Annotated in this window: 10 protein-coding genes; 4 read left to right on the forward strand and 6 right to left on the reverse strand. The window is 58.4% G+C overall.

Features of this window, described 5'->3' with window-relative positions; translation table 11 throughout:
- The first annotated feature begins 103 nt into the window (after positions 1-103).
- From guaB to PVE98_RS04825, 3 genes are all read left to right on the forward strand, one after another.
- Positions 104-1,570, forward strand: a complete 1,467-nt coding sequence (guaB, locus tag PVE98_RS04815; protein ID WP_033753885.1) for an IMP dehydrogenase — start codon at positions 104-106, stop codon at positions 1,568-1,570.
- Positions 1,571-1,642: 72 nt separating this feature from the next.
- Positions 1,643-3,223, forward strand: coding sequence for a glutamine-hydrolyzing GMP synthase (guaA, locus tag PVE98_RS04820; RefSeq protein ID WP_033753883.1), 1,581 nt, complete (start codon positions 1,643-1,645; stop codon positions 3,221-3,223).
- A 99-nt stretch (positions 3,224-3,322) separates the two neighbouring features.
- Positions 3,323-4,105: a DUF3750 domain-containing protein gene (locus tag PVE98_RS04825; RefSeq protein ID WP_033753881.1), complete on the forward strand. Its 783-nt coding sequence runs from the start codon at positions 3,323-3,325 to the stop codon at positions 4,103-4,105.
- Between the two features lie 15 nt (positions 4,106-4,120).
- Here PVE98_RS04825 and PVE98_RS04830 read toward each other — a convergent pair whose 3' ends face one another.
- Complete coding sequence (locus tag PVE98_RS04830) at positions 4,121-4,300, reverse strand: hypothetical protein (RefSeq protein ID WP_033753879.1); 180 nt, start codon at positions 4,298-4,300, stop codon at positions 4,121-4,123.
- 294 nt (positions 4,301-4,594) lie between these two features.
- Here PVE98_RS04830 and PVE98_RS04835 point away from each other — a divergent pair, with 294 nt between their 5' ends.
- Positions 4,595-5,116, forward strand: a complete 522-nt coding sequence (locus PVE98_RS04835; RefSeq protein WP_096073617.1) for an AlpA family transcriptional regulator — start codon at positions 4,595-4,597, stop codon at positions 5,114-5,116.
- On the opposite strand, the gene mgtE is transcribed toward PVE98_RS04835, so the two are convergent.
- The 5 genes from mgtE to ppk1 all read right to left on the reverse strand — a co-directional run bounded on the left by mgtE (position 5,110) and on the right by ppk1 (position 11,202).
- On the reverse strand, positions 5,110-6,543 hold the full coding sequence (gene mgtE, locus PVE98_RS04840; RefSeq protein ID WP_033753873.1) for a magnesium transporter: 1,434 nt from the start codon (positions 6,541-6,543) through the stop codon (positions 5,110-5,112). The two genes, PVE98_RS04835 and mgtE, sit on opposite strands and share 7 nt — an antisense overlap.
- Positions 6,544-6,666: 123 nt before the next feature.
- Positions 6,667-6,858 (reverse strand): YfgG family protein, encoded by a 192-nt coding sequence (locus tag PVE98_RS04845; RefSeq protein ID WP_033753871.1) that lies wholly within the window; start codon positions 6,856-6,858, stop codon positions 6,667-6,669.
- A 121-nt stretch (positions 6,859-6,979) separates the two neighbouring features.
- Positions 6,980-7,573 carry a tellurite resistance methyltransferase TehB gene (tehB, locus tag PVE98_RS04850; RefSeq protein ID WP_048783936.1) on the reverse strand — a complete coding sequence of 198 codons (594 nt, stop codon included), beginning with the start codon at positions 7,571-7,573 and terminating at the stop codon, positions 6,980-6,982.
- 38 nt (positions 7,574-7,611) lie between these two features.
- Entirely contained in the window at positions 7,612-9,138 is a 1,527-nt protein-coding gene (gene ppx / locus PVE98_RS04855) for an exopolyphosphatase (protein WP_033753865.1), read from the reverse strand.
- 3 nt (positions 9,139-9,141) lie between these two features.
- Positions 9,142-11,202, reverse strand: coding sequence for a polyphosphate kinase 1 (gene ppk1 / locus PVE98_RS04860; RefSeq protein WP_096073614.1), 2,061 nt, complete (start codon positions 11,200-11,202; stop codon positions 9,142-9,144).
- Between the last annotated feature and the right edge of the window lie 87 nt (positions 11,203-11,289).

An 11,289-nucleotide genomic window follows, 5' to 3' on the forward strand; every position in this document is an offset into this window, starting at 1 on the left:
CAAGACTTTTTCTAAAATAATGCTGGAGGCAAACGATTACGGCCTGTATAATGCCGCGGCAATATTTTATCTGTTCTCATTCACCCCAGGTTGAGATATTGCCATGCTAAGAATCGCTAAAGAAGCCCTTACTTTCGACGACGTTCTGCTCGTTCCTGCTCACTCCACCGTTCTGCCTAACACGGCCGATCTCAGCACTCAGCTGACGAAAAACATTCGTCTGAACATCCCGATGCTCTCCGCCGCTATGGATACCGTAACCGAAGCGGGACTGGCTATTGCGCTGGCGCAGGAAGGCGGTCTGGGCTTTATCCACAAAAACATGTCGATTGAGCGCCAGGCGGATGAAGTTCGCAAGGTGAAGAAACATGAAAGCGGCGTGGTAACCGAACCGCAAACTGTCCTGCCGACCACGACGCTGGCGGAAGTGAAAGCCCTGACCGAGCGCAACGGCTTTGCCGGTTATCCGGTCGTGAATGAAAGCAACGAACTGGTCGGCATCATCACCGGCCGCGACGTGCGCTTCGTTACCGATCTGACGCAGCCGGTTACCGCGGTGATGACGCCGAAAGAACGTCTGGTCACGGTGAAAGAGGGCGAGGCGCGTGACGTCGTGCTGCAGAGAATGCACGAAAAACGCGTCGAGAAAGCGCTGGTGGTGGACGACAGCTTCCATCTGCTCGGCATGATCACCGTTAAAGACTTCCAGAAAGCCGAACGTAAGCCGAACGCCTGTAAAGATGCGCAGGGCCGTCTGCGCGTTGGCGCGGCAGTGGGCGCGGGCGCAGGCAACGAAGAGCGCGTTGACGCGCTGGTCGCCGCTGGCGTCGACGTACTGCTGATCGACTCGTCGCACGGTCATTCAGAAGGCGTGCTGCAGCGCATCCGCGAAACCCGCGCAAAATATCCTGACCTGGAGATCATCGGCGGCAACGTCGCGACCGGCGCTGGCGCGCTGGCGCTGGCGGAAGCGGGCGTGAGTGCGGTGAAAGTCGGTATCGGCCCGGGTTCTATCTGTACAACCCGTATCGTCACCGGCGTGGGCGTGCCGCAGATCACCGCCGTTTCCGACGCGGTGGAAGCGCTGGAAGGCACCGGCATTCCGGTTATCGCCGACGGCGGTATCCGTTTCTCCGGCGACATCGCCAAAGCGATCGCCGCGGGCGCGGCAGCCGTTATGGTCGGCTCTATGCTGGCCGGTACGGAAGAGTCGCCGGGCGAAATCGAACTCTATCAGGGCCGCTCTTTCAAATCTTACCGCGGCATGGGGTCGCTGGGCGCGATGTCCAAAGGCTCTTCCGACCGCTACTTCCAGAGCGATAACGCCGCTGACAAACTGGTTCCGGAAGGCATCGAAGGCCGCGTCGCCTATAAAGGCCGCCTGAAAGAGATCGTTCACCAGCAGATGGGCGGCCTGCGCTCCTGTATGGGCCTGACCGGCTGCCAGACCATCGATGACCTGCGCACCAAAGCAGAGTTCGTCCGCATCAGCGGCGCCGGCATCAACGAAAGCCACGTGCACGATGTGACCATCACCAAAGAGTCACCGAACTACCGTATGGGATCCTGATCCCGTAAGATTTATCGCCCGGCATAAGCCGGGCGCTTTCATTATCAAGTTACCCGCTCTGGAAACGCCTCAATGACGACGGAAAATATTCATAAGCATCGCATTCTGATTCTCGATTTTGGTTCTCAATACACGCAGCTGGTCGCGCGCCGCGTACGCGAGCTGGGCGTGTACTGCGAACTCTGGGCATGGGATGTCACCGAAGAGCAGATCCGCCAGTTCAACCCGAACGGCATCATTCTTTCCGGCGGCCCGGAAAGCACCACCGAACTCAACAGCCCGCGCGCGCCGGAGTATGTCTTCAATGCGGGCGTACCGGTGCTCGGCGTCTGCTACGGCATGCAGACCATGGCGATGCAGCTGGGCGGCAAAGTCGAAGGTTCTAACGAGCGTGAGTTCGGCTATGCGCAGGTGGAAGTGCTGACGCCGAGCGCGCTGATCCGCGACATCGAAGACGCCATCAGCGCCGCAGGCAAACCGCTGCTCGACGTCTGGATGAGCCACGGCGATAAAGTGACCGCTATTCCGTCCGACTTCGTCACCGTTGCCAGCACTGAAACCTGTCCGTTCGCCATCATGGCTAACGAAGAGAAGCGTTTCTACGGCGTGCAGTTCCATCCGGAAGTCACGCATACTCGCCAGGGTCTGCGCATGCTGGAGCGTTTCGTGCTCGACATCTGCGAATGCGAAGCGCTGTGGACGCCGGCGAAAATTATCGAAGATGCGGTTGAGCGTCTGCGCGAGCAAATCGGCAACGATAAAGTCATTCTCGGCCTGTCAGGCGGCGTGGACTCTTCCGTGACCGCAATGCTGCTGCACCGCGCCATCGGCGATCGCCTGATCTGCGTCTTCGTCGACAACGGTCTGCTGCGTCTGAACGAGGCGGAGCAGGTGCTGGATATGTTCGGCGATCACTTCGGTCTGAATATCGTTCACGTTCCGGCTGAGGCGCGCTTCCTCGACGCGCTGGCGGGCGAAAACGATCCGGAAGCCAAGCGTAAAATCATCGGCCGCGTGTTCGTCGAAGTGTTCGACGAAGAGGCGAGCAAGCTGACCGACGTGAAATGGCTGGCACAGGGCACCATCTATCCCGACGTGATCGAGTCCGCCGCCTCCGCGACCGGTAAAGCGCACGTGATCAAATCCCACCATAACGTGGGCGGCCTGCCGAAAGAGATGAAGCTGGGCCTGGTCGAGCCGCTGAAAGAGCTGTTCAAAGATGAAGTGCGCAAGATCGGCCTGGAGCTGGGTCTGCCGTACGATATGCTCTATCGCCATCCGTTCCCGGGCCCGGGCCTCGGCGTGCGCGTGCTGGGTGAAGTGAAAAAAGAGTATTGCGATCTGCTGCGTCGCGCCGATGCGATCTTTATCGAAGAGCTGCGCAAAGCGGATCTCTACAACAAAGTGAGCCAGGCGTTCACCGTCTTCCTGCCGGTGCGTTCCGTGGGCGTGATGGGCGACGGTCGTAAATATGACTGGGTCGTCTCGCTGCGCGCAGTCGAGACCATCGACTTTATGACCGCGCACTGGGCGCATCTGCCGTATGATTTCCTCGGCCGCGTCTCTAACCGCATCATCAACGAAGTCAACGGCATCTCCCGCGTGGTCTACGATATCAGCGGCAAGCCGCCGGCGACCATTGAGTGGGAATAAGCTTTCCGCTTACACTGAAGCGCGTTGATTAATTCCTCGCCAGCCTGTCGTCAGAGAGGCTGGCGATTTTCTTTCCGCTTTTCACTCCAGGAAATACCTATGCTGCCACTTAAGGCCGTGAGCCTCTGCATTCTGCTGGTGATCCTGCTGTCGCTGGGCGCCAGCCTGGCGCAGGCGACGCGCCACGGCGACCTATCAGGCGGGCAGGGCGGCTGGTGGTCGGCGCGGCGCGACTCCGCTGGTCTGGCGCCCGATCCGCAGCGCTACGCGGCGCAGGCGATCGTGCAGGTCTACGCCGCGCCGACCTACGGCTGGAAAGGCGCGGTGGCGGTGCATCCGTGGATTATCTTCAAGCGCGCAGGCGAGACGCGCTACAACCGCTATGAGGTGATTAGCTGGGGCAGCGGCGATAAAGTGCGGCGCAACAGCAATTTGCCGGACGGCTACTGGTATGGGGCGAAACCGCGTCTGCTGGTGGAGCACCGCGGCGAGGCGGCGGAGGCGATGATCCCGCGCATCGAGGCGGCGATCCGCTCCTATCCCTGGCCGAATACTTATCACGCCTGGCCAGGACCGAACAGCAATACCTTTCTCGCCCATATCGGACGTGAAGTGCCGGCATTGAAACTCGACATGCCCGCTAACGCGCTCGGCAAAGATTACCGGCCGCTGTGGCGTCCGATTGGCCTGCCGCCGTCGGGACGCGGCATTCAGGTTTCCGTACTGGGCGTCGCAGGCGTAACGCTCGGCGCGGAAGAGGGCTTTGAGCTGAACGTGCTGGGTCTGAATATGGGCGTGGATTTTACGCCGCTGCGCCTGCGTCTGCCATTTATTGGCGGCATCGGCGGCGACAACGTGCAGCAGGACAATCCGCCGGGCTGACGCCCGGCGCAGGCGTCAGCAAACGCCGAAATCGCCCTCTTCATGGTAGAGGTTGACGCTGTCCGCCTTTACCTCGATCTCTTTTTTCGTGGCGTCATCGACGCGCGCGCACCATAACGTCTCGCCTTCCACGCGCAGCACCAGCATCTTCGGGCCGCCGGTTTTCGACTGCACAAAATCATCGGGTTTAAACATGCTTTTCTCCTTGGGTTTTAAGGAAGTGTAGGGCGCGCCGCGGGCCCCTGCATAACATTTTTTGCGGCGCCTCTTCCATGATTTTCCAGGAAATTCCCGCTGTAAAACCGTTCGAGGCATGCTGCTGCGCAGACAGAACTGACTGGCATGGTTGTCATTTGACAACCTAGTGGGTTCGGCGTAAGGTACAGGCAAATGGAAAGAAGACGGCATCCAGATAAAGGGATTGAAGCGGCGCTGCGCCGGGTAGTCGATAAGTGCATTGCAGTGCGCAAACTGCATTAAGGAGCCAGCATGGAATATATCTTTACGCTGCGTTTTCAGTTGCCGAAACCGCTTTTGTCGGAAGAACAACTGCTGCAGCGGCTCATCGAAGCGGGCTGCGACGATGCGCTGGTAGGGTCAGGGGTGCCAGGAAAAGTGGCGCTGGAGTTTACGCGTGAGGCCCCCAGCGCGAAGCGGGCGGTACTGAGCGCCATCCAGGAGGTGCAGAGCGCGCTGCCGGATGCGCAGCTCATCGAAGCGGCGCCCGATTTTGTCGGCCTGACCGATGTGGCCGACATCATCGGCGTTTCTCGCCAGAATATGCGCAAGCTGATGCTGAGCCACAGCCCGCACTTCCCACCGCCGGTACACGACGGCAAAACCGCGCTCTGGCATCTGGCGGACGTGCTGGAATGGCTGGAGCAGCGCGGCAGCTACGCCATTCCTGCCGGGACGCGCGATCTGGCGCAGGTGACGCTGCGGCTCAACCTGCAGCAGGCGATGCAGCGCTATGCGCACTGCCTCGCCGCCGCTGAGGTCGGCAATCAGTGATGCAGCAGAAACAGCGTCGCCAGACCAAGGAAAATAAAGAAGCCGCCGGTATCGGTAATGGCAGTAATCAGTACGCTGGAGCCTACCGCCGGGTCGCGCTTCAGTTTGGTCATGATCAGCGGGATCAAGACGCCCATTAGCGCCGCCAGCAGCAAATTCAGCACCATTGCCAGCATCATGACGCCGCCCAGTTCCAGATTGTCATACATCAGCCAGGTGATCAGCCCCATGGTGCCGCCCCAGAACAGGCCGTTAAGCAGCGCCACGCCCAGCTCGCGCGCAATCAGAAACGAGAAGTTGCCCGGTTCGACCTGATGCAGCGCCAGCGCGCGCACAATCATGGTAATGGTCTGATTGCCGGTGTTGCCGCCGATGCCGGCGACAATCGGCATCAGCGTCGCCAGCGCCACCAGCTGCGAAATGGTATCTTCAAATAAACCGATAACGCGCGACGCGATAAAGGCGGTACAGAGATTGATCGCCAGCCAGGCCCAGCGGCGGCGCACCGCTTTGCGCACCGGCGCGAACACATCCTCTTCCTGACTGATACCGCCCATGCGGCGAATATTGCTCTCATTCTCTTCGTTAACCAGGTCGACCACGTCCTCAATGGTGACGCGTCCGATCAGCTTGCCTTTGGCGTCGATGACCGCGGCGGAGATCAGGTTATAGCGCTCAAAAGCGCCCGCTGCGTCTTCGGCCTTGTCGTTGAGCTGGAAGGTGGTGGGTGAGGTATTCATCACCTCCTCTACGCGTTTTTTCGGCTTGTTGAGCAGAATATCGGTCAGTGAGAGCTCGCCCAGCAGCAGGTTGTCATCATCGGTGATAAAAATCTTGTCTGTGCCGTTCGGCATGCTTTTTCGGTGGCGCAGATAGCGCTGCACCGTCGCCAGCGTGACGTCGGCGCGCACCGTCAGGATATTGAAATCCATAATGCGCCCGACGCGATCGCGATCGAAATCGACCACGCTGAGCACGCGCGCGCGCTGGCCTGGCTCCAGCGAAGCGAGCAGACGACCGGTCAGATCGCGCGGCAGGTAGCGCGCCAGCCACACCTGATCGTCAATATCGAGCGGTTCGATGGCGCGCAGAATATCGCGGTCGCTCATCTCTTCCGTCAGGCTGGCCCAGACGGTTTCCGACGCTTCAACCAGCACATGGCCGCGTTTCGCGACGGGCACCAGCCGCCACAGCGCCTGGCGCGCCTCTTCCGGCAGCGCTTCGAGGATATCGGCTAAATCCGCTGCGTGCAGCTGAGCGATATCCTGCTCCAGCGCAGCCTGATGCGCCGCATTTTCACGTTGCTGTTCAGGGCTGCGATCGCCGGATTTCTCCAGCAGCGCATCCACCAGATCCGGCTCACTGAGCAGCAGCGTCAGAATGCGATGACGAATTTCACTTAAACGTTGAGTATGCGAGGCAGACATAACGAGTCCTTTGTGTCTGAAAGTTACAGCACGAAGTGTAGCGTTTCGCCTCGCAAAAGGACGCAAAAAAAGACGCGGTTATTCAGACTGCGTTTAGCTGGAAGATGCAGAGGACATAAAAGGTTAACGGCTGTCGCGGATAGCGGTGCTCAACGGGGCGGCGTCCGGCGCTGCTTTTTTCTGCTGATGATGTTCAAAAGCGGCAGGCAGGATAAAAATCAGGCGGCTGAAGAGAATAATAAAACTAATCAGTAAAACGATCCGGGTAAAGGAACTGGTTTTGGCACGTCTTCGGGAAGGGATGGCGCTGTTCACGCGAGGTGTTTCCTGTAATGACCCTGTTGGGCGATGGCAATATTTAGTCATATCGCTGCGTCGAAATCAATCAATGATTAAAAAAAGAGCAGGGTGAAGGGGCCGCGTGCGCAGCCCCGCTTTACAGGCTGGCTTTTTGCGCCAGCAGCGTGGCGAAGCGGCAGCTGATACGGTTGCCCTGTTCGTCGCGCTTATGCAGCTGACCGACATGTTCGTTATATTTCAGGATGTGCCAGTTGCGGTAGTAGTGGCTCAGCTCGCCCGATTTAAAGGTAAAGGGGAACGCGAGCGGGCAGGGGTAATCGTCAGTGCTCATCGCTGCGACAATCAGGTTATGCCCGTCTCTCACCGTGCTCGCCTGCATATCGGCGATCAGCTGCGGAATGGTCTCCGGCTGCAGGAACATCATCACCACCGTGGAGAGCACGAAGGTGTAACCGCCGTTAAAACGCGTCTGGTTGAGGTCGCGCTGCTCGCTATGAATATTGGTAATGCCTTCCTGAGCGACGATCTGCTCAAGACGCGCCAGGCTGGCGGGATTGTGATCCCAGGCGGTGACGTCAAAGCCGTTCTGACTGAGAAACAGGCTGTTGCGGCCGTTGCCGCAGCCGAGATCCAGCGCTTTGCCTGGATTCAGATGCGGCAGCGCCGCCAGCACTTCAGAGTGGGTCGGCGTCAGGCCATAGGTTTCGGCAAAATAGTTTTCTTTAATCATGGTTCGCTTTTATCAGATGGGCGCAGGCGCCCATCTCCTCAGGCTTCTTCTTCCAGCGTCAGCTTCCAGCCGGTGACCTCGGTCCAGTAGGTCTGCTCACGCTCCAGATCGAGCTGCACCAGGTTGTTCTGGCTGAAATAGCCCGCCGGGAACGTCAGCGTCCAGTGGCCTTCGTCGGTGGTCAGCTTAAGCGAGTCGGGACGCGTTGTCGCCTGACGCTGATTGTTGAGTAAGGTGCCAAGGCGCAGCAGGAACAGCAGCGGCAGGAACTGTTTTTTCTTGAACAGCGTCACGCGCGGCAGATCCTCGACCTTGACGGCTTTGCGATGAAAGCGTACCAGCGCCGCCAGCAGCGTTTGCTGATCCTGGTTAAAGCCAGGCAGATTGGTGTTTTGCAGGATATAGGCGGAGTGGCGCTGCATGCCGCTGTGGTTGATGGTGAGGCCCACTTCGTGCAGCATCGCCGCCCACTTCAGCAGCGCCGCCAGCTGCGGGTTCGCCAGCTTAGGATTTTGATCGCGCCACTGTAGATAGAGCTGATCGGTGGTATCCAGCACGCGACGCGCCTGGTCGTTATCGATCGCGTAGTGGTTCGCCAGGCTCTGCGCCGTACGGCTGCGGATATCCTGATGGCGGAAGCGGCCCTCCATCTCGTAAAGCACGCCTTCGCGCAGCGCGCCGTCCGAGAGGCGCAGCTCGCGGATCGCCAGCGCGTCAAACACGCCGCAGATAATGGCCAGGCCCGGCACGAATACCGATTTTCGCTCTTCAGAGAGGCCCGGCAGGCTCAGCGCGCTGAAAGATTTATGCTTCATCACCTCGTCGTAGAGCATATCCAGCCGCTCTGGCGTGATCATTTTCTCTTTCTCGCCCATCGCCAGCAGCACTTCGCACGCCGCCTTAATGGTGCCCGACGCGCCCAGCGCGTACTGCCAGCCGTGCAGGCGATACTGCCACGCCAGCGTCTCCAGCTTCTGCGCCGCCGCCAGACGGGCACGGCGGAAGTTTTCGCGGCTGATCTCGCCGTTAGGGAAGTAGAGCTGGGCGAAACTGACGCAGCCCATGCGGCGGCTCTCGACCAGCTGCGGTTCGAAGTTCTCGCCGATCACCAGTTCGGTCGATCCGCCGCCGATGTCGATCACCAGCTTGCGGCCTTTTTCCGGCTGGGTATGTTCGACGCCCATAAAAATCAGGCGCGCCTCTTCATGGCCGGAGATGACCTCGATAGGGTAGGGGATCACCTCGGCCGCGCGCCGCAGAAACTCTTCCGCATTCACCGCCTGACGCAGCGTGTGCGTGCCGACAATGGTGACGTTGCTGGCGCTGAAGCCTTGCAACCGCTCGGCAAACAGCGCCAGGCAGCTCAGCCCGCGCTCTATCGCCTCTTCGCTCAGGCGATTTTTGCTGTCGAGACCGTCAGCCAGATGCACGCGCTGCTTCAGACGGCCAAGCACCTGCAGAGCGCCATCCACCACGCGCGCAATGACCATATGAAAGCTGTTTGAGCCAAGATCGATTGCCGCAAACTCTTGCGGTCTCGGCGTACTTTTATGAGATATGGGCATAGATTATTCAGGCTGTTCCAGTTTCTTAATGTAATCATAAATCGCCAGTTGAGAGCGGACCTTACGACGATTGCCGCGCGGAACATAGCGGTTCCCCAACTCTTTATCAACGATACGCGCTTTCACCGTATCACTAAACAGAATAGCGATGATGTCCAGAATGCGTTGCTTCACGCGCGGATCGAGGATCGATACCGCCACTTCGATGCGATGATCGATGTTGCGCGTCATCCAGTCAGCGGAAGAAAGGAAGACTTTTTTGTCGCCGCCATTCTCGAAAATATAGACGCGATCGTGCTCGAGATAGCGATCAACGATACTGATCACGCGGATATTTTCACTGATCCCAGGCAAGTCGGGGATCAGCGAGCACATGCCGCGCACCAGCAGATTCACCTTCACGCCTGCGCCCGACGCCGCATAGAGGCGATCGACCAGACCGTTATCCACCAGGTTGTTAATTTTCAGCGTAATCCCACACGGACGACCCTGCTGCGCATTGGCGATTTCCGCATCAACCAGCTGATAGAGCATCTGGCGCGAGTTTTGCGGCGAGACCATCAGATGCTCGAAGCTTACCGGACGATAGGGGTTCTCGATAAAGTTAAACACCCGACGCACTTCATTGGTGATGCGCGCATCGGCGGTGAGCAGCGAATAGTCGGTATAGAGGCGCGCGGTTTTTTCATTGAAGTTGCCGGTGCCGATATGGGCGTAGCGCACCACTTCGTCGCCTTCCCGACGCGAGATCAGAAACAGCTTGGCGTGAATTTTCAGGCCTGGCGCGGAGAAAATAACGTGCACGCCCGCTTCGGTTAAGCGCTTGGCCCACGAAATATTGGCCTCTTCATCGAAGCGCGCCTGCAGCTCCACCACCACGGTGACCTTTTTGCCGTTATAGGCGGCATGTATCATCGCATCCATGATGCGCGAGCGTTTCGCCACGCGATAGATGTTGATTTTAATCGCCAGCACGCTTGGATCGAAGGACGCCTGACGCAGCAGCTCCAGCACATGCTCAAAGGTGTGATAGGGGTAGTAGAGCAGAATATCGCGGTCGCGAATGGCGTCGAAGCCGTTGCGAAAGCCGTCAAAGCCGATGTGACGGATCTGCGGCAGCGGCCGGTTGACCAGGTTGCTTTTGCCGACGTCCGGGAAGCCGATAAAGTCTTTGAAGTTATGGTAGCGGCCGCCCGGCACGATGGAGTCGTAGTTGGAGATAGTCAGCTTATTACGCAGCAGCTCCACCATGGCGTCCGGCATATCGCGCTGATAGACGAAACGCACCGGCTCGGCGGTCAGACGCTGCTTCAGGCTAGAGGACATCAGCTCCAGCAGGCTCGACTCCATCTCCGTCACCAGATCGTATTCCGCGTCGCGCGTCATCTTCATCGAGTAGGCGTTCAGCGCATCGTAATCGAAGAAGCCTTTAAAGATATCGTCGAGACAGTAACGCAGAATGTTGTCCAGCAGGATCATCGGCTTGCGGCGGCGCGGCGATTCAGCCGGCAGATTAACGAAGCGCGGAACCTTATCGGATGGGATTTCCAGCAGCGCATAGCGAATATCGTCGCCGCGAATGATCTCTACCGCCAGATAGGTGTAATCATCCTTCAGGAATTCGGTGAGATCGGTGTCGTGATTAATCAGAATCGGCGTGATGTGCTGGCGTAAATCGTGTTTGAAATAGTGACGCAGCCACACCTGCTGATTGGCGGAAAGCTGGCGTTCGTTAATCAAAAAGATTTGATTGCGCGCCAGCTCCAGCAGCAGTTCGTTATAGAGGCCGTCGAATTCCTGTTCCGACTTCATCACGCGCTGCTGAATTTTCTTCAGCAGATGGCGCGGCAGGCCAGGCGATCCCTGCTCCTCGCCGATCAGGATGCGGCGTTTAAGGTCGGCAAAGCGTACCTTATAGAACTCATCAAGGTTATTGGAATAGATCCCCAGAAATCGCATACGCTCAATCAGCGGGTTGGTTTTATCGGCCGCTTCCTGTAAAACGCGCTCGTTGAAGGATAACCAGCTTAATTCTTTTTCTATATACAGCTTTTCCTGACCCATTCTGACTCCATATCGCGTTCGCAGGACTTAAAGAACCAGTGTCCATCATCATTATGGCGAGAGTATGGCAACCTTGTCCAACGTCAA

This window comes from Pantoea sp. GABEPS69 (genome assembly GCF_045780835.1).
GTDB classification, from domain to species: domain Bacteria; phylum Pseudomonadota; class Gammaproteobacteria; order Enterobacterales; family Enterobacteriaceae; genus Pantoea; species Pantoea septica.

Coding starts and splice junctions, on each gene's coding strand:
- PVE98_RS04835 (WP_096073617.1), top strand. CDS start 4,595: ATGGAATATATCTTTACGCTGCGTTTTCAGTTGCCGAAACCGCTTTTG.
- ppk1 (WP_096073614.1), bottom strand. CDS start 11,202: ATGGGTCAGGAAAAGCTGTATATAGAAAAAGAATTAAGCTGGTTATCC.
- PVE98_RS04825 (WP_033753881.1), top strand. CDS start 3,323: ATGCTGCCACTTAAGGCCGTGAGCCTCTGCATTCTGCTGGTGATCCTG.
- ppx (WP_033753865.1), bottom strand. CDS start 9,138: ATGCCCATATCTCATAAAAGTACGCCGAGACCGCAAGAGTTTGCGGCA.
- tehB (WP_048783936.1), bottom strand. CDS start 7,573: ATGATTAAAGAAAACTATTTTGCCGAAACCTATGGCCTGACGCCGACC.
- guaB (WP_033753885.1), top strand. CDS start 104: ATGCTAAGAATCGCTAAAGAAGCCCTTACTTTCGACGACGTTCTGCTC.
- mgtE (WP_033753873.1), bottom strand. CDS start 6,543: ATGTCTGCCTCGCATACTCAACGTTTAAGTGAAATTCGTCATCGCATT.
- guaA (WP_033753883.1), top strand. CDS start 1,643: ATGACGACGGAAAATATTCATAAGCATCGCATTCTGATTCTCGATTTT.
- PVE98_RS04830 (WP_033753879.1), bottom strand. CDS start 4,300: ATGTTTAAACCCGATGATTTTGTGCAGTCGAAAACCGGCGGCCCGAAG.